Consider the following 17,609-nt stretch of genomic DNA (forward strand, 5'->3'; position numbering starts at 1 on the left):
GACGACTCGTTTAAGCGCGTGTTCAGGAGCTGAACGCCCCCGGGTGGATCTGGTCCCGGGTCGCCGCGTACTGCTGCCGCACCGCCTGTCCCAGGGCCAGTTCCTCACCCGGCTCGAAGACCTGGGCGACGGCCCCCTGCCAGGCCGGGGGAGCGCCCGGGGAGAGCGTGCCACGGGAGACCCCGAGCGCCCACGCGGCCTGCCGGGCCGCGCCGAGTGCGGTGTAGTCCGCCGGCTGGGGGACGACGACCTGCGCGCCGAAGACCGCCGGGGCGAGGGCCTGGACGGCGGGCAGCTCGGCCGCCGCGCCGAGCAGGAACACCCGGCGCACCTCGACGCCCCGGCCGCGCAGCACGTCCATGGCGTCGGCGAGCGAGCAGAGCATGCCCTCGAACGCGGCCCGCGCGAAGTGCTCGGGCTTCATGGACTCGCGGCGCAGGCCGCTGAGCGTGCCGGCGGTGTGCGGCAGCCGCGGGGTCCGCTCGCCCTCCAGATAGGGCAGGAGGACCAGCCCGGAGGCGCCGGGGGTCGACTTCAGGGCGAGCGCCGACAGCTCCTCCAGGTTCTCCACGCCCAGCATCTCGGCGCTGCCGCGCAGCGCCCGTACCGCGTTGGAGGTGTGCACCACGGGCAGGTGCATGCCGGTCGCGTCGGCGAAGGAGGTGATCATGCCCTGGGGGTCGGCGAGCGCCTGGTGGTGCACCGCCATCACGGAGCCGGAGGCGCCGAGGGAGACGACGGCGTCGCCGGGCGCCAGGCCGAGCCCGAACGCGGCGGCCATCGTCTCGCCCGTTCCGGCGGAGATCAGCAGCCCCTCGGGGGTGGTGCCGGCGGCATCTGCGGGGCCGAGCACCTCCGGCAGTGCGGCCTGGTGGCCCAGGGCCAGCTCGACCAGGTCGGGGCGGTACGAGCCGGAGCCGGCCGACCAGTAGCCGGTCGCCGACGCGGCGCCGCGGTCGGTGGTGCGCCGCACGGGCCGCCCGAGCAGCTGCCAGACCAGCCAGTCGTGCGGCTGGAGGATCATCGCGACGCGCTGGGCGTTCTCCGGCTCGGTACGGGCCAGCCAGCGGAGCTTGGCGACGGGCTGCCCGGCCTGCGGGACCGACCCGACGGCCTCCGCCCAGGCCTGCCGTCCGCCGAGGGCCTCGACGAGGTCGGCGGCGGCCACCTGCGCCCGCTTGTCGTTGCCGACCATGGCGGGCCGCACCAGGCCGCCCTGCGCGTCGAGCGGTACCAGCCCGTGCTGCTGGGCGGAGACGCCGATGGCCTGCACGCCTTCGAGGAGCCCGCCGGACGCCGCCTCGCCGAGCGAGAGCAGCCAGGCCTGCGGATCGACGTCGGCCGCCTTCGGCTCGCCGGGATGCGGGGCATGGCCCTGCCGCAGTACGGCTCCCGTGTCCGCGTCGCAGACGACGATGCGTGTGAAACCTGCAGAGCTGTCCAGACCGGCGACTATCCCCATGCGAAAGATTCTGCCGCACGCGGAGGAGTAGGGGGACCGAGCGGGGGGTAAGGGGCGCGTTTCCGAGTGCGCCGCCGGCCCCGCCCGCTCGGGTGATCACCGGATCGTCAGGTGTTGCTGGTCCCCCAGTCGTCCTCGGGGGCGTTGGTGTTGACATGCCCGTTGTGCCGGCGCAGGGCGTGGACCCGGTCGCTGACCGACGCGGGCAGCTTGTCGCCGACCTTGTCGCTCATGACGTGCATCGCCTTGCCCGCGACCTCGCGCCCGGTCTGCGCGGCCGACTCGGCCGCGTTGCGCACGGCCGGGTTCTGGGAGAGATCTCGCGCCGACTTCTTCAACTGCTCGTAGCGCTCGCGACCGGCCCGAGTGCCGAGGACGTAACCGAGGGCCAGTCCCACGACGAACGTCAGCTTGTACCGCACGGCGGCACCACCCTTCCCTGGAGCTTCCCTGATGTCTCACTGGTGCCCACGAGGGCCCACGGCATACCGATTGGCGGAGCACCCCCCTGCTTGCGCTAATGTATGTGTCGCAGCGAACGAGCGCCGCCCGGGAAGATCCGGAGTGGGTACGTTCGGTGCAACCGCAGCAATCCCCTGTAGCTCAATTGGCAGAGCAGCCGGCTGTTAACCGGCAGGTTACTGGTTCGAGTCCAGTCGGGGGAGCGCGATCCCCTGTAGCTCAATTGGCAGAGCATTCGGCTGTTAACCGGAGGGTTGCTGGTTCGAGTCCAGCCGGGGGAGCAGAGAGAAAGAGGACCCTTCGGGGTCCTTTTTCTCGTCTCCGGGAACCGTGCCGCGCCGGGGGAAGTCCTCATGGTCGGGCGTAGCCGACCATCCACAGCAGGAGATCGTATGAGCGGCTATGCTGCGGCAGACGGCGCGCACACATGTACGCGCCACGCCGTCAAGGGGCGGTAGCTCAGCCGGTTAGAGCAGCGGACTCATAATCCGTCGGCCGTGGGTTCGAGTCCCACCCGCCCCACCACAGCCCGTGGTTTCGCAGGAAGGTTTCCCCTGCGCCCACGGGCTTCTTCACGCCAGGGTGCACCGTCTGCGGTTCGGGGCGTTGTAGCGACACGCCGTCATCACGTCGACGCTTACTTCTCCGCGCGCACCGCCGGGCCCTGGCCCCCGTGTCCCCCGTGGCCTGGGTTTCCCTCACGCCCGGCGGGCTGCCTTCGAGTGATCACGTACCTTCTGGACGCGTCCGCCCTCTGGCACCTCTTCCGTACGCCGGGGGGTTGCGGCCCTGGGAAGGGCACATCGCCGCCGGCGTGTTACACCGGCCAGGAGGGTTCCGTCGCCCTACCGACGTCCGTGACCTTGGTGAACCGGCCGAAGTCGAAGGCGTACGGCACCGCGGCGGCGGTCTTTGAGACGGCTTGGATCATCGCCGCGTTGAGCTCCGCGGACAGCTCGGGGTGCTGGGCGAGGTGGCTGAAGAAGTCCGTGCCGAAGACGGCGTCGCAGGCGATGTCACCGGTGCGGACGCTGTCGTCCAGGTGCTCCCGGGCGCGTACGATCGCCGGCTCGGTGAACAGCCGTACGAACGACGCGAGGGAGCCGGGGCGGGCGGGGTCGGACGCATGGGCTGGGTCATCAGGTGTCACCTCGCTTCGAGCGGAGGTCCCGCGTACCAGACTTGAGGTCAGCCGACGGCACCGCGGATGGGATTCCTGCGCCCGCATGGGTGTAAAAGGGTCGTCATGGCCTGGTGAGGGGCAGCCTCGGAGCGTACCTCGGCGGCTGCACCGTCGCCCCTCGCTCGGAAAGGCACCAGTGAACAGCGAGCCCGCGATCCTCTATCGCGTCGATGACCTTCCAGCGCTGGACTTCGACCCGTTCCTGCGTTCCTCTCTCCACGAGGCTCCGGTTCGCCCGATCCGGCTGCCCCACGGTGAGGGCGAGTGCTGGCTCGTGACGAGTTACGACCTCGTACGGTTCGTCACCTCCGACCCGCGCTTCAGCCGGGACATCACCGGCCGTCCCATCCCGAAGATGACCCGGCACGCCATTCCGCTGGACCGGGCGGTCAGCTTCGTCGACCCGCCCGGACACGCCCGCGTCCGGGCCGCCGTCGCTCCAGCCTTCAGCAGCACGGCGACGAGCCGTCTGCGGCCGCGCGTACAGGAGCTGCTCGACGCCATGGTCGACCGGCTCATGCAAGGTCAGCGACCGGCCGATCTCGTCCGTGACATCACCTCCCCCTTCCCGCTCGCCGTGATCGGTCTGGTCATGGGCATCCCCGAGGCCGACCTCGCCCACGTGCGGGAGTGGGCGACCACTCTGCTGAGCAGAGCATCCGATGAACAGGCGGCCCAGCGCGCCGAACGCGTCAAGCGGGAAAGCCGCGCCTACTTCCTGGGCCTCGCCCGGCTGCGGCGCGCCGATCCGCGCGACGACACCATGACCACACTGGTACGGGCTGTGGACAGCGGGACCATCGACGAGGAGGAACTGCTCGCGCTCGCCACGCTCATCGGCCTGAACGGATGGCACGCGGTGTGCAACAACACCTCCAACATGCTCTATGCCCTGTTGACCGGCGAGGGTCTGTGGGACCGGTTGTGCGCCGAGCCTCACACCGTGCCCCGGGCCGTGGACGAGCTCCTGCGGTGGGTGCCGCACAAGCACGGCGTGGGCCAGCCCCGCATCGCCACCGAGGACGTCCGCGTCGGAGACGTACTGATCCGTGAAGGCGAGTACGTCTACGTCTCCTACGTCGCCGCCAACTGGGACGAACGCGTCTACCCCCGAGCAGGCCACATCGACTTCGAACGCCAAGGTCCCCGACACCTGGCCTTCGGCAACGGCCCCCACTTCTGCGTCGGCCCGCTGCTGGCCCGCATGGAGGCGGAGGTACTCCTGTCGACCCTCACCGCCCGCCTGCCCACCCTGCGCCTGGCCGTCCCCCGCGAACAGGTCCCCTGGCAGACCGACATCCTCATCCGCGGGCCCGAGACACTCCCCGTGACCTGGTAGGCGCCGGGGAACCCGCCCGCGCCGACCTCCCAGAAGTCCGGGAGCACCAGACCGGGGGCGAACGCACGGCCGGGCGATGGCGCTCACCCCGTGACGACACCGGAAGCCGCCGTCCCGCCGAGGCGCGTTGAGGGCGCATCGACGCATGAACTCCTATATTGGCGCGATGTCCTGTTTTCGGTGTGATTCACCCGCCTGTGACGGCGCGTGCTCTGGCGAGCCGATGCCGTACGACGTAAGGCGTCCGTCCGTGGGAGCGGACGACCGAACCACCGTCGTCGTGATCACCCACAACCGGCGCGCGCAGCTGCTGCGCTCGCTCGACCGACTCGCCGCGCTGCCCGAGAGGCCTGCGGTCGTCGTGGTCGACAACGCGTCGACCGACGGCACTGCGCGAGCCGTGGCCACCCACCACCCACAGGCCACCGTGCTCACCCCGGGGCGGAATCTCGGCGCGGCGGGCCGAAACCTGGGCGTCCACTACGCTCGCACTCCCTACGTGGCGTTCAGTGACGACGACTCCTGGTGGGAACCGGGCTCGCTCAGCCGCGCCGCTGATCTCATGGACCGGCACGAGCGGCTCGGGCTCATCGCGGGACGGGTCCACGTCGGCCCGGAGGGCCGGCCCGATCCGCTGAACGAGACGCTGGCCGCCTCGCCGCTCGGTCTCGCCGCCGACCTACCGGGGCCGCAGGTCCTCGGCTTCCTGGCCTGTGCCGCCGTGGTGCGGAGGGAAGCCTTCCTGGCCGTGGGTGGCTACCACCCGCTCCTCTTCCTCGGGGGCGAGGAGACGCTGCTCGCGTACGATCTCGTCGCCCGGGGCTGGGGGGTGTGCCACTGCGCCGACATCGTCGCCGTCCACTGCCCGACCGGCGGTGTGCGGCCGGGCCGCCCCGCTCTCCAGTTCCGAAACGCCGCGCTGACGGCATGGCTGCGCCGTCCACTGCCCATCGCTCTCCGGCACACCAGGGAGCTGGCCGAGAAGGCCCGACGGGATCCGGAGGTCCGTGCCGCGTTGCGGGAAACGCTCAAGCGGCTCCCGGCGGCCCTGCGGGAACGCCGGCCCCTGCCCGCCGCCGTGGAGGCCGCGGCCCGCCGCCTGGACGCGCGGGGAGCACGCGCGTGACTCATGCCCGTACCCACACCCGCACGGAGCCAGGTATGGATCCCCGTACCACCGTTGTCGTCATCACCCACAACCGTCGCGAGGAGCTGCTGCGCACGCTGGAGAAGCTGGCGGGCCTTCCGGAGCGCCCGCCTGTGATCGTCACCGACAACGCCTCCACGGACGGTACGGCCGAGGCCGTCGCCCGCCTGCACCCGCAGGTCACGCTGCTGACGCCCGGCCGGAATCTGGGCGCCGTGGGCCGGAACCTCGCGGTACGCCAGGTCCGTACCCCCTACATCGCCTTCTGCGACGACGACTCCTGGTGGGAGCCCGGCTCGCTGGCCGCCGCCGCTGACCTGCTCGACCGGCACCCGCGGCTCGCCTCCGTCACCGGGCGGATCCTCGTCGAACCGGACGGCCGGGAGGATCCCATCGTGGCCGAGCTGCGCGACTCGCCCATCACCGGGCCGGCATGGCTGCCGGGGCCCGCGCTCGGCTCCTTCCTGGCGGCCGCGACGGTGCTGCGGGCGGAGGCGTTCCGCGAGGCGGGCGGTTTCAGCGAGCGACTGTGGCTGGGCGGCGAGGAGGAGCTCCTCGCGACGGACATGGCCGCACGCGGCTGGTGGCTGGTGTACGCGTCCGACGTCACCGTCCACCACGCACCGTCGGTCGTGCGGGACGCCACGCTCCGGCGTGTCCACGGACTGCGCAACACTCTCTGGTTCTGCTGGCTGCGCCGCCCGGCTCCCGCCGCCCTGCGCAGGACGCTCTTCCTGGCCCGTACCGTCCCGCGCGACGCGGCGTCACTGCGGGCATTCGGCCTGGCGCTGGCCGGACTGCCCTGGGTCCTGCGGGAGCGGCGCGTGGTCCCACCCGACGTCGAAGCGAGACTGCGAGCGTTGACCCGGTCCCAGCAGCGGTCCGCTGCCCGCCGATACGTCGGCTGACAGGTACGCCGGCAGTCGCCGCCGGGGTTTTCCCTGCCGTCGCTCGGACGACTGATGTGCGGCACTACTCGATGACGAGCTCCACCTGGATGTTGCCGCGGGTGGCCTTGGAGTACGGGCAGTAGGCGTGGGTCTTCTCCAGGAGTTCGCGGCCCGGCTCGCCCTGGAGGTGGTCGGGGAACTCGGCGCGCATGACGACCGCGAGACCGAAGCCGTTGTCGGCCTCGTCCTTTCCGATGCTGACCTCGGCGGTCACCGAGGCGTCCGTGATGTCGATCTTCTCCTGCCGTGCGATCACACCCATGGCGCTCGCGAAGCAGGCCGCGTAGCCGGCGGCGAAGAGCTGCTCGGGGTTGGTGCCCTGGCCGCTGCCGCCGAGGGCCTGGGGGTGGGCGAGCGGGAGGTCGATGTGGCCGTCGGAGCTGACGGCGCGGCCCTCGCGGCCGTTGGCGGTGGCGACGGCGGTGTAGATCGCGTTCATCGGTGACTTCTCTTTCTGTCCACGGGTGTGCGGTGGGGTGCCCTTGTCATTGATAGCGCACAATTGAGTTGTGCGCAATTGAATCGGGTGTCGCGTAAACTGGGGGCATGGAGACGCTCGACACGGCCCGGGACGAGGACTTCCTCCGGCTCGACCACCAGATCTGCTTCTCGCTGCACGCCGCCACCCGCGCGTTCAACGGGATCTACCGCGGCGCCCTCAAGGAGCTCGGCCTCACGTACCCGCAGTACCTGGTGATGCTGGTGCTCTGGGAGCAGGGTGAGCTGCCGGTGAAGGGGATCGGGGAGCGACTGAGGCTGGACTCGGGCACACTGTCGCCGCTCCTCAAGCGGCTGGAGGCGGCCGGGTACGTCGAGCGGCGGCGCAGCGCCGAGGACGAGCGCTCCGTCACCGCCCGGGTCACCGCGAGCGGAGCCGAGCTGCGCGAGAAGGCCCTCGGCGTACCGCGACGGATCGCCGCCGCGACGGGCATGTCGCTGGAGGAGATCCGCGCGCTGCGCACCCAGCTGGCCGACCTGGCCGCCCGCCTCGACACCGTCGACCCGGACGACCTGACCGCCTGCGGCTAGGGTCAGCGCCCGGGCCCGTGCGACGACCGGTCGCGGCCGAGGCCGTACACCGTCAGGGCGGTCGGGTGCCGAGCGCCTCCTCGGCCGGCGCCGCCTGGGATCACAAAATGGTAAGGACCTTAAGGCGCATACGCCCCTATACTCCCTTCCATGTCCTCCCTCTCCCTCCGGCGAGCCACCGCCGACGACTCCCAGCGGCTCACGCGGCTCGTCCGGAAATCCGGTGCCTACCGCGGTGACTACGCCGTGATGGTCGACGGATACGTCGTCGGCGGAACGTACATCGAGCACCACCGCGTGCACGTCGCCGTCGACGAGCGCGACCGGGTGCTCGGGTTCTACGCCCTGGTCCTCGGGGGCGACGGCGAGGCCGAGCTCGACCTCGCGTTCGTCGCCGACGAGGCCCAGGGGCGCGGCATCGGGCGGATGCTCATGGAGCACATGGCCGGGGAGGCCCGCGCGGCCGGGATCGCCTCCGTCAAGGTGGTCGCCCATCCGCCCGCCGAGGACTTCTATCTGCGCACCGGCGCCCGCCGGACCGGCACCGTCGAGCCCACCGGCCGGATCTACTGGGCCAGGCCCGAGCTCCGGTTCGACGTCGCGTGAGCGCGCCCGCCCCCGCCCCCGCGCGCCGACGGCTCTTCGCCGACCTCACGCCCCTGCGGACCTCCGCGGACTACCGACGCCTCTGGTTCGGCAACACGATCTCCTGGGTCGGCCAGGGCATGACCGCCCTCGCGATCTCGCTCCAGGTGTACGACATCACCCGCTCGCCGTTCTCCGTCGGTCTCGTGGGCCTCTTCTCCCTCGTCCCGCTGATCGTCTTCGGGCTGTACGGCGGCGCCATCGCCGACACCGTCGACCGCCGCAAGCTCGGGCTGTTCAGCGCCACCGGCTCCGCCGTGCTCTCCGCCGCGCTCGCCACGGCCGCGTTCGCCGGGTTCCACCGGGTCTGGTTCCTGTACATGATCGTGGCCTTGCAGTCCGTCTGCGCCGCGCTCAACTCGCCCGCCCGCACCTCGATGATCCCCCGGCTGCTGCCGCCCGAGCAGTTGCGCGCCGCCAACGCGCTCAACTCCATGACGACGACGTTCGGCACCCTCGTCGGCCCCAGCCTCGGCGGCCTCATCGTCGGCGTCGCCGGCTACCAGACCGCGTACCTCGTCGACGCGGTCGCCTTCTTCGCCGCGCTGTACGCGATGTGGCGGCTGCCCGCCATGCTCCCCGACCGGACCGGCGCCATGGGGGCACCCCCGGCCGAAGGCTGGGGGAGGGCCTCCGTCCTCGACGGGCTGCGCTTCCTCGCCACCCGCCCCAACCTGCGGATGACGTTCTTCTCGGACTTCTGCGCGATGATCCTCGCCCATCCGCGCGCGCTGTTCCCGGTCGTCGCCGTGGTCTGGTACGACGGCGACGCGCGCACCACCGGACTGCTCGCCGCCGCCCCCGCGGCCGGGGCGCTCCTCGGCGGAGTCCTGTCCGGCTGGCAGGGCCGCATCCGCCACCACGGCCAGGCCATCCTGCTCGCCGTCGCCTGCTGGGGCACCGCGATCGCCATCTTCGGCCTCACCCGCGAGCTCTGGCTCGGCCTGGTCCTCCTCGCCCTGGCCGGCTACTCCGACACCGTCTCCATGATCTTCCGCAACACGATGATGCAGGTGGCGGCCCCCGACGAGATGCGCGGCCGGCTCCAGGGCGTCTTCATCGTGGTCGTCGCGGGCGGCCCGCGGCTCGGTGACTTCCTGGCCGGCTCGGTCGCCGACCTCACCTCGCCCGCCGTCGCCATCACCGGCGGCGGAATCGCCTGCGTCCTCGCCGTCGGCCTGCTCGCCCTCTGGGGACGCGGCTTCCGCCGGTACGACGCCGTCAACCCGACGGCCTGAACCGGCGCATGGCCGACCGGATCACCATCCGCACCTGTCCGCACCTATCGGCACCTGTCCGCACCTATCGGCACCTGATGACCTCGACCTGACGGGGCGACATACGGGGGTTCGGGAGCCTGGAGCTCCCGTACGGCGAGGGCGCGACCGGGACGCCACCCCTCGTACGGACCATCCTGTGCCCCTATCAGCCGCCAGCGTTTGCGGGCGAGTTGTGCCCCGGCGAGGCTCCGAGTGAGCAACCCCGCTCGTCAGGAGGTTTCCATGCGTAAGACCATCGCTACGTTCGCCCTCGCCGCCGCGGCCGTGTTCGCCGGTTCCGGGACGGCCCTCGCCTACGACGACCCCGACTTCGGCGGCAGTGACGTCACCATCGTGGGTGTGGAGCACACGATCGTCATCTGCGGCGACTTCAGCGAGTGCGAGGGCGACGAGGGCTGAGCGTCCTCACCGCACGGCCGGGAAGCCCCCTCACATCGAGGGGGCTTCCCGGCGTCCGACGATCCCCCGGACGATCTCCAGCTCCACCAGGTCCTGAGGGCGCAGCCGCAACTGGTCGGCGGTCGCCGGGACGTGGGTGGCGTCGCGTTTGAGGATGGCGGCGGCGAGTTCGGGCGCGATCACCGAGAAGTAGCCGCTGGGCGTGGCCCAGGTGTTGCCGGGGGCGGCCAGGGCGAGAGCGCCACCGGAACCGCCCTCGCCGATGAGGAGCGAGGTGACGGGGGTGCGGGCCTCGGCGATCGCGGCGAACGCCTCCGCGATGGCGGGGCCCGCCCCGGCCCGCTCGGCCTCGGCGTCGTTGGCGGCGCCGGGCGTGTCGATCAGGGTCAGCACGGGGATCCCGAGCCGGGCCGCGAGCCGGACGAGCCGGGCCACGGTCCGGAAACCGGCGGGCCTGGTCGCCGTACCGTCCTGCGCGGCGTAGGCGACGACCCGGCCACCGTGGAGCCCGAACCCGCACTCCACGGCCGGGTCCACCCCGCCGGCGCGGTCGCCGCGGATCGCCGCCCGCTCGTCGAAGTACGTGTCGAGATACGCCCCGGCCCGGGGCCGTTCCGGGTCCCGCGCCCGAGCGACCGCCTCCCACCCGGTGCCGGGCGGCACCGCGTCGGCGAGAGCCAGAGGCGGGGGAGCGGGGGCGGGCGGGTCCGCCGCGTCCGGATCGTGGCCGCCCGCCAGGAGGCGGAGCCAGCGGGTGAGCGTGCCCCTCAGCTCCTCCGGGGGGACGATCGCGTCCACATGGCCGTGGGCCGCCTGGTCCTCTGCCGTGTAGGCCGCCGGGTCGGCGTCCCGGGGGCGGACCCGGGAGCCCGCGAAGGCGACCTGTGCGGTGGGGAGGGCGAGGACGACGTCCGCTCCGGCGCCGACGGTGGCCCAGCCGCCGCCCGTCGCGGGGTCGCGGAGGACCGCGACATGGGGGACCCCGGACTCCCTCAGACGTACCGTCTCGGCGGCCACGCGCTGGAGCTGGGTCAGGGCGACCATGCCCTCCTGCATCCGGCTGCCGCCCGTCGCCACGAGCGAGACCAGCGGGATCCGCCGCTCCCGGGCCGTGCGGTAGGCGGCGACCAGCCGGTCCCCGGCCGCCAGGCCCAGCGAGCCGCCCAGGAAGCCGAACTCGAACGCCACCAGGACACAGGAGCGGCCGCCGATCGTCGCCGTGCCGTGGACGACGGACTCGTCCTCCCCGGTCAGTTCGCGGGCACGCGCGCGTGCGGCGCCGTAACCGGCCCAGGCGAGAGGGCCGTCCGGTTCCGGCGGCCCCTCGGCGCCATCCGGCGCGCCATCCGGCGGCGCGTCCCCGATGTCGTCCCTGATGTCGTCCCTGATGTTGGCCCCGACGTTGGGCCCGACACCCGCCCCTACGTCGGCACCCAAGCCGTCCGCGAAGTCGTCCGTGACGAGCGCGATCGCCTGCCGGGCCGAGAGCCGCCCCGCTGCCCCCGTCGGCTCAGCCACGGTCGGTCCCCGGGAGCGCCTTCTTCAGGACCTTGCCCATGTCGTTGCGCGGCAGGGCGGGAAGGAAGCGCACCGCCCGGGGGCGTTTGTGCGGGGCGAGGAGGGCCGCCACATGGCCGGCGAGCTCCTCGGCGGCCGGGGGGCGCTCCCCGTCCGCCGGGACCACCCAGGCCACGATCCGCTCGCCCAGGTCCGGGTCCGGCTCGCCGGTCACCGCCGCCTCCCGCACCGCCGGGTGGTCGAGGAGCGCGTTCTCGATCTCTCCCGCGCCGATCTTGTAACCGCCGCTCTTGATCAGATCGGTCGCCTTGCGGCCCACGATCCGCACGGACCCGTCGGGATCCCGGACCGCCATGTCGCCCGTACGGAACCAGTCCCCGTCGAAGGCGGCGGCCGTGGCTTCCGGCCGGTTCAGGTACTCCGTGAAGAGGTTCGGGCCCCGGACCTGTATCTCGCCGACGGCTTCCCCGTCCTTTCTCCCGATCTCCGTCCCGTCCTCCTCCACGAGCCGCAGCTCCACGCCCCGCAGCGGCGACCCCACCGACCCGGGGCACGGACCGGCGCCGACGCGGACGCTCGTCAGCATGAGCGTCTCGGTCATCCCGTACCGCTCGACGACCTGACGGCCCGTCGCCGCCGCGATCCGCTCGTGGTCGCGGACGGGCAGCGCCGCCGAGCCGGAGACCAGCAGCCGCGCCCCGCGCAACGCCCGTACCAGCGCCGGGTCCTCGTCCAGCGCCTCCGCCAGCCGGTGGTACATCGTCGGCACACCGAACAGCATCGTGCCGCCGCCCTCCCCGAGCGCCTCGGCCACGCCCCGCACCGAGAACGTGCCCAGATGCCGTACCGTCCCGCCGCGGCGCAGCGGGCCGAGAACGCCCAGGATCAGGCCGTGGACGTGGAACAGCGGCAGCGCGTGGACGAGTACGTCGTCCGCGGTCCACGCCCAGGCCTCCTCCAGGGCGTCGAGCGAGGCGGCGATCGCGCGGCGGGAGAGCACCACGCCCTTGGGCGGCCCGGTGGTGCCGGAGGTGTAGACGATCAGGGCGGCGGACTCGGCCGACTCCGGCTCCACCGCCAAGGGGCCCCGCGCCCGCACGTCCACGTCGATCCGCTCCAGGTCCGCGAGCCCCGGGGGCAGATCGTCCTCCGCGCCGGCGAGGACCAGGCCGGGCGCGCTGTCACCGACGATGTGCGCCAGCTCCCGCTCGCCGGTGCGCGGATTGACCGGGACCGCCGGAACCCCGGCGAGGAGCGCCGCCACGACCGCGACCGCCGTCCGCGCCGTGGGCGTCGCCCAGACGGCCACCCGGCCCGCGTCCTTCAGCCGGGGAGCCAGCGCGCCCGCGGCCGCGGCCAGTTCGCCGTACGTCAGCGAGTCGGCGCCGCACCACAGCGCGGTCCGGTCACCACCGACCGAAGGAACCGGACCGGCCGAAGGAACCGGACCGGCCGAAGGAACCGGACCAGCCGAAGCAGCCGGGCCGGGCGAGCCGGCCGGGCCGGCCGCGAGGGCCGGGAAGAGCGCGCTCATCGGTCGTTCTCCTCGCGTCGAGGGATGCCGAAAGCATTCTGCCCGCGCCTCGGGCACGGGGCGCTGCGACCTTGCTCACCTCGGCCGGTCGCTCGCCGCGGTCGCCGCGCTCGCGTACCGGCCTCCGCACCGTCCGGTCGGGCCCGTCGGACTGGGCCGTACGGGGGTGTGCGCGCGGGCAGGTGCAGGGGGATCAGGGCCAGTTCACCGTCGTCGGGGTCCGTGCGTCGTCCGTCACCGTCAGACGCGGACCGGCCGGCGTCACCGCCACCTCGACCGTGACGGCGGTGACGCCCGGCCGCCGGTGGGCCGCCGCCAGCGCGCCGCGCAGGGCGGCGAGGAGCCGGTCGGCCTCCTCCGGCTCGATGAGGGTGTCGACGGCGCCGGAGAAGTGGACCGAGGGCTGGAAACCCAGGAGGGCCGCCGCGCCGCCCGTCTCGCGCAGCACCCGGCCCCGGAAGGAGGCCGGCACGTCCGCCGGTGGCTGCTGGAGGGCGAAGATGGTGGTCCGCACCTCCTGGATCGTGGAGTCGAGTTCGTCCACCGCCCGGCCGAGGAGCGCATCCTCGGAGGACTCCGCCGCCCGCCGCCGGGTCGACTCCAGCATCATCTCCGTCGCGAAGAGCCGTTGGACGACCAGGTCGTGCAGATCGCGTGCGATCCGGTCGCGGTCCTCGTACACCGCGAGCTGTTCCCGGTCGTGCTGCGCGTCCGCCAGGACCAGCGCCAGCGCGGCCTGGGAGGCGAACTGCGAGGCGAGCAGCCGGTCCACCGCCGAGTACGGGGGGTCACCGCGCCGCCGGGGCAGGGCGAGGGTGCCGATGAGCCGTCCGCCGCTCTGGAGCGGCAGCATCATCGAGGGCCCGAAGCGCGACCGTACATGCGTCGTCATCCGCGGATCGGTCGCCGAGTCCTCGACGAACACCGGCTCGCCGCCGAGCAGTTGTGTGAGCACGGGGGATCCGGGTGTGATCGTCGTACCGATCAGGTCCCCGGGGTCGTCGACCGTCGAGGCGGCCACGATCTCCATCCCGCCCTCGGCTGTGGGCTGCAGGACGACCCCGGCCGAGGCGTCCGCGAGCAGCCGCGCCCGCTCGGCGACGGTCATCAGCGCGTCCTCGGCCGGCTCACCGGTGAGCAGGGCCGTCGTCACCGCCGCCGCGCCCTCGATCCAGCGTTCGCGCTGCCGGGCGGTCTCGTGGAGCCGGGCGTTGCCGATCGCGATCCCGGCCTGGGAGGCGAGGACCCGCAGCAGGGCCAGGTCCTCCTCGCTGAACGGCCCGCCCCGCTTCTCGGCCAGGTAGAGATTGCCGAACACCTCGGTGTGCACGCGGATCGGGACGCCGAGGAAGGAGTGCATCGCGGGGTGCCCCGCCGGGACCCCGCAGGAGCGTGGATCGGTCGTCAGATCGTCGAGCCGCAGCGGCTGGGGGTCCTGGATCAGGGCCCCGATGACCCCGGCGCGCCCGTCGGGGAGGCGGCCGATCCGCTGCCGTTCCGCCTCCGTCATCCCGGCCGTGAACAGCTCGGTGACGCGGCGGCGCTCGGGGTCGACGACCCCGAGCGCACCGTAGCGGGCCCCGGTCAGCTCGGCCGCGGAGTCCACGATGTGCTGGAGCGTGGCCCGCAGTTCGAGATCGGTGCCGACGCTGAGGACCGCTTCGAGCAGAGTCGTCAGCCGGGGAGCCGGGCCGTCCGCGTCTTTGATCGACATGGGCTCATTGTCGTACAAGCGGAAGAAATCGGAACGTCCGTGCGGTCACCGCGCGTCCGCCAGCGGGTCCAGCGGGTCGAGGACCATCGGCTGGATCTTGCCCTCCAGCATCGCGCCGAGCCCGAGGATCGCGCACACGTCCGGCCGTTCGGCGATGTGCACCGGCATCCCGGTCGCCTCGCGGAGCATCTGGTCGAGGCCCGGCAGCAGCGCGCTGCCGCCGACCATCATGATGCCGCGCTCGGCGAGGTCGGCCACCAGGTCGGGCGGGCACTCGCGCAGGATCTTGCCGATGCCGTCGAGGACGGCCGTCAGGGGGGTGTGGATGGCCTCCCGTACGGCCGCGGTGTCGACGGTCACCGATCTGGCGAGGCCGGTCGCGACGTCGCGGCCGTGGATCTCGGTGGAGGCCGGGCCCTGGAGGGTCAGGCCGTTGCCGCTGAGGGCCAGCTGCAGCGGCCGGACCGACTGGCTGGGCAGCATCAGCTCGTGCTGGTGGCGCAGGTGCTGGATGACGGCGTGGTCGATCGCGTCGCCGCCGACCGGGATGCGCTGGGCGGTGACGATCGAACCCAGCGACAACACCGCGACCTGGGTGGTGGCCGCCCCGCACACCATGATCATGGTGGCGGTCGGCTGCTCTACGGGAAGTCCGCAGCCCACGGCCGCCGCGATCAGGGTGTCGACCAGCTCCACCCGGCGCGCTCCCAGGCCGACCAGGGTCTCGACGGCGGCGCGCTGGGCGAGCGGGTCGCTGTCGTGCGGGGTGCAGGCGGCGGCGCGCAGCCGCGGCTTGCGGCGCAGCTGGCGGCGGAGCTTCTCGCCGAGGAGGTGGCGGAGCATCCGCTGGGCCATCTCGATGTCGACGACGGTGCCGCCGGAGACGGGCCGGGTGACCCGGATGTAGTCCGGGGTGCGGCCGGTCATCTTCTCGGCCAGCGCGCCGACGGCGATCAGCGCGCCGGTGCGGGTGTTCACGGCGGCGACACTGGGCTCGTCGACGACGAGTCCGGCGCCTTTGACGAAGACCCGGGTGCGGGCGGCGCCCAGGTCGACGGCGACATGGCAGCGGCGCAGCTGCTCAAGACTGACGGTCACGGCGGATCCTCCGGAGTGCGGTGCTGGCACGGAGCGAGGTGGTACGCGATCGTGCTTCGGCGTTCTGTTCGCATCGTGCGTTTCCGGCGGGCGCGGCGCGCGCTGGGCTGAGCCGCCCGGGGGTGCGCCCGCGGCCGGCACCAGGTCAGAGGAGTCGCTGGAACAGGCCCCAGGTGAACTCGGCCGTACGCCCGGTGCCGTCGGGGAGGGTGAAGTCGAGCTGGAGGCGGGTGGGCGCGCTGCCCTCGCGGGGGCGGGCCGGCGGGAAGGTGTTCGCGACCTCGGCGAGCGTGCAGCTCCACGGCCGCAGATCGGCCTCCGAGCGCGGCTCCGGGGCGGGCGCGCCCGGTGCGCGGACCAGGCCGCAGCCCCAGACCTGGGTGGGCGTGCGGCGGCCGACCGGGCCGACCGCGACCTCCCAGCGCAGGTCGGGCCAGAGCGGCAGGGGCCAGCGCAGGATCTCGGCGGAGTACGCCTCGACGACATGACGGGACTCGGGCTCGCCGAGCGCCGAACGGTACCGCTGGAGTTCACCCGGTCCGCGCCGGGCGCGGCTCCACGCCTGCCACCGCCGGTTGGCCTCCCGCATCTCCGTGCGGGAGGCGCCCAGGGCGCGCCGGGCGTCCTCGACCAGGTCCGGCTGGTGGTCGGCCATCCGGCGCAGCAGGACGAGCTGGAACTCGCGCGGTCCGAAAGGCGCGGCCGAGGGGGTGGAGCGTGTGGACTGGGCGGGGCCCGGCGCTCCGGTGGAGTGGGTGGGTTCGGTGCGTCCCGGGACTCCGGCGGAGTGGGTGGAACCGGTCGGTTCGGTGCGTCCCGGCGCTCCGGCGGAGTGGGTGGATCGGGAGGGTTCGACCGATTCGGGTGGTCCGCCCGATCCGCTCGATGGTGACTCCATGTGTCCATCCTGCCCGAAGCGGGAGATTGGTGACGGCGCGCCGGTGAATCGGGATTCCCTCACAGGATCCTCACGTTCACGGCTACCTGTGTTGTCCACGGGGCACGTAGCCTGCGGGCGCCATGGACTACTGCCAACAGTGCCGACGGCATCTCAACGGCGCCCTCGCCTGTGCGGGGTGCGGAACCCCCGTCGAGGAGCTGCGGTACGAAGCCCCTCGTGCCACCGAGTACGCGGCCGAGGCCGAGCACGTCTACGAACTGGACGTCGTCGAGCCTCCGCGCGCGCCCTCGGCGGGCCGTCGTGCCGCGCGCCGGGGCGCCGCCGGGCCCGCCGCGGCCGGGCGGGCGGCCGCGCGCAAGGGACGGCGCGGGCGGAGTCGCAAGGGCCGCAACGTCCTGGTGGGCACCCTCGGGATCGTGCTCGCGGTCGGAACGCTGAGCATGGCGAAGCTGGCCCTGGAGCCCGAGCAGGGCGGGGTCGCCACCGCGGTGGAGGAGGAGGACGCCGTCGAGACGTCGCTGCCTCCGGTGCCCTCGCTGAGCAACGGGCCGTCCGACGGGCCGAGCCCGGTCGACAGTCCGGCCTCCGTCTCCCCGGCGGGCTCGCGTGCGCCCGTCTCCGGCGCGCCCTCGGACGGGCCGGCCGGCGGTCCGGGCTCCGGGGGTTCGGTCGGCGAGGGCGGCTCGGAGGGCTCGGAGGGCTCGGACGGCGGCGCCACCGGTCCGCCGGGCGAAGCTTCGCCGTCCGACTCGCCGTCCGCGTCGGACTCGCCCTCGGCCGGTGAGCCCACCCCGGGGGACAGCTCCTCGCCGCCCGCTCCGACGGCCACGGGCCGCCCCGGCGACGGGCCGACGACACCACCCCCGTCCCCGACGCCCGCCCCCGTCAAGACGACCTGCGTCCTCTTCTGGTGCTGGTAGGCGGCTGGTGCCGGTAGGCGGGCGGACG

16 protein-coding genes, 3 tRNA genes and 1 pseudogene are annotated in these 17,609 nt (G+C 73.2%); 11 read left to right on the forward strand and 9 right to left on the reverse strand.

Going from position 1 to position 17,609, the window contains the following annotated elements:
* Positions 1-22: 22 nt before the first annotated feature.
* Positions 23-1,462, reverse strand: a complete 1,440-nt coding sequence (locus ACWDX6_RS00840; RefSeq protein ID WP_451482792.1) for an FGGY family carbohydrate kinase — start codon at positions 1,460-1,462, stop codon at positions 23-25.
* A 107-nt stretch (positions 1,463-1,569) separates the two neighbouring features.
* A complete protein-coding gene (locus tag ACWDX6_RS00845) occupies positions 1,570-1,884 on the reverse strand; it encodes a YtxH domain-containing protein (RefSeq protein ID WP_451482793.1) in 315 nt (104 codons plus the stop codon).
* Between the two features lie 170 nt (positions 1,885-2,054).
* On the opposite strand from ACWDX6_RS00845, the gene ACWDX6_RS00850 reads away from it, so the two are divergent.
* From ACWDX6_RS00850 to ACWDX6_RS00860, 3 genes are all read left to right on the forward strand, one after another.
* Positions 2,055-2,127: transfer RNA gene (locus ACWDX6_RS00850), tRNA-Asn, on the forward strand.
* Positions 2,128-2,132: 5 nt separating this feature from the next.
* Positions 2,133-2,205: transfer RNA gene (locus ACWDX6_RS00855), tRNA-Asn, on the forward strand.
* Between the two features lie 167 nt (positions 2,206-2,372).
* Positions 2,373-2,449 (forward strand) — tRNA-Ile (locus tag ACWDX6_RS00860).
* 293 nt (positions 2,450-2,742) lie between these two features.
* Here ACWDX6_RS00860 and ACWDX6_RS00865 read toward each other — a convergent pair.
* Positions 2,743-3,041, reverse strand: a pseudogene (locus ACWDX6_RS00865) (methyltransferase); the annotation flags it as partial.
* Positions 3,042-3,243: 202 nt separating this feature from the next.
* Between ACWDX6_RS00865 and ACWDX6_RS00870 the strand changes: the two are divergent.
* The 3 genes from ACWDX6_RS00870 (at position 3,244) to ACWDX6_RS00880 (ending at position 6,501) form a co-directional block, all read left to right on the forward strand.
* The gene (locus tag ACWDX6_RS00870; RefSeq protein ID WP_451482794.1) at positions 3,244-4,446 is read left to right on the forward strand and encodes a cytochrome P450; all 1,203 of its coding nucleotides are present in this window, start codon (positions 3,244-3,246) and stop codon (positions 4,444-4,446) included.
* Between the two features lie 223 nt (positions 4,447-4,669).
* Positions 4,670-5,572: a glycosyltransferase family 2 protein gene (locus ACWDX6_RS00875; RefSeq protein ID WP_451482795.1), complete on the forward strand. Its 903-nt coding sequence runs from the start codon at positions 4,670-4,672 to the stop codon at positions 5,570-5,572.
* A 35-nt stretch (positions 5,573-5,607) separates the two neighbouring features.
* A complete protein-coding gene (locus tag ACWDX6_RS00880) occupies positions 5,608-6,501 on the forward strand; it encodes a glycosyltransferase family 2 protein (protein WP_451482796.1) in 894 nt (297 codons plus the stop codon).
* 64 nt (positions 6,502-6,565) lie between these two features.
* On the opposite strand, the gene ACWDX6_RS00885 is transcribed toward ACWDX6_RS00880, so the two are convergent.
* Positions 6,566-6,982, reverse strand: coding sequence for an organic hydroperoxide resistance protein (locus ACWDX6_RS00885; protein ID WP_451482797.1), 417 nt, complete (start codon positions 6,980-6,982; stop codon positions 6,566-6,568).
* A 107-nt stretch (positions 6,983-7,089) separates the two neighbouring features.
* Between ACWDX6_RS00885 and ACWDX6_RS00890 the strand changes: the two genes are divergently transcribed.
* From ACWDX6_RS00890 to ACWDX6_RS00905, 4 genes are all read left to right on the forward strand, one after another.
* On the forward strand, positions 7,090-7,572 hold the full coding sequence (locus tag ACWDX6_RS00890; RefSeq protein WP_451482798.1) for a MarR family winged helix-turn-helix transcriptional regulator: 483 nt from the start codon (positions 7,090-7,092) through the stop codon (positions 7,570-7,572).
* A 150-nt stretch (positions 7,573-7,722) separates the two neighbouring features.
* A complete protein-coding gene (locus tag ACWDX6_RS00895; protein ID WP_451482799.1) occupies positions 7,723-8,178 on the forward strand; it encodes a GNAT family N-acetyltransferase in 456 nt (151 codons plus the stop codon).
* Positions 8,175-9,455, forward strand: coding sequence for an MFS transporter (locus tag ACWDX6_RS00900; protein WP_451482800.1), 1,281 nt, complete (start codon positions 8,175-8,177; stop codon positions 9,453-9,455). Before ACWDX6_RS00895 ends, ACWDX6_RS00900 begins: the two co-directional genes overlap by 4 nt.
* 264 nt (positions 9,456-9,719) lie before the next feature.
* On the forward strand, positions 9,720-9,896 hold the full coding sequence (locus ACWDX6_RS00905; protein ID WP_451482801.1) for a hypothetical protein: 177 nt from the start codon (positions 9,720-9,722) through the stop codon (positions 9,894-9,896).
* Between the two features lie 30 nt (positions 9,897-9,926).
* Here ACWDX6_RS00905 and ACWDX6_RS00910 read toward each other — a convergent pair whose 3' ends face one another.
* From ACWDX6_RS00910 to ACWDX6_RS00930, 5 genes are all read right to left on the reverse strand, one after another.
* A complete protein-coding gene (locus ACWDX6_RS00910; RefSeq protein WP_451482802.1) occupies positions 9,927-11,414 on the reverse strand; it encodes a carboxyl transferase domain-containing protein in 1,488 nt (495 codons plus the stop codon).
* A complete protein-coding gene (locus ACWDX6_RS00915; RefSeq protein ID WP_451482803.1) occupies positions 11,407-12,948 on the reverse strand; it encodes an acyl-CoA synthetase in 1,542 nt (513 codons plus the stop codon). Before ACWDX6_RS00915 ends, ACWDX6_RS00910 begins: the two co-directional genes overlap by 8 nt.
* 193 nt (positions 12,949-13,141) lie before the next feature.
* Positions 13,142-14,662, reverse strand: a complete 1,521-nt coding sequence (locus ACWDX6_RS00920) for a GAF domain-containing protein (RefSeq protein WP_451482804.1) — start codon at positions 14,660-14,662, stop codon at positions 13,142-13,144.
* 45 nt (positions 14,663-14,707) lie between these two features.
* On the reverse strand, positions 14,708-15,760 hold the full coding sequence (mreB, locus tag ACWDX6_RS00925; protein WP_451482805.1) for a rod shape-determining protein MreB: 1,053 nt from the start codon (positions 15,758-15,760) through the stop codon (positions 14,708-14,710).
* Positions 15,761-15,905: 145 nt separating this feature from the next.
* A complete protein-coding gene (locus tag ACWDX6_RS00930) occupies positions 15,906-16,415 on the reverse strand; it encodes a hypothetical protein (protein WP_451482939.1) in 510 nt (169 codons plus the stop codon).
* A 365-nt stretch (positions 16,416-16,780) separates the two neighbouring features.
* Between ACWDX6_RS00930 and ACWDX6_RS00935 the strand changes: the two genes are divergently transcribed.
* Positions 16,781-17,581 carry an SCO2400 family protein gene (locus ACWDX6_RS00935; RefSeq protein ID WP_451482806.1) on the forward strand — a complete coding sequence of 267 codons (801 nt, stop codon included), beginning with the start codon at positions 16,781-16,783 and terminating at the stop codon, positions 17,579-17,581.
* The last annotated feature ends 28 nt before the right edge of the window (positions 17,582-17,609 follow it).

This window comes from Streptomyces sp. NPDC003027 (genome assembly GCF_053591435.1).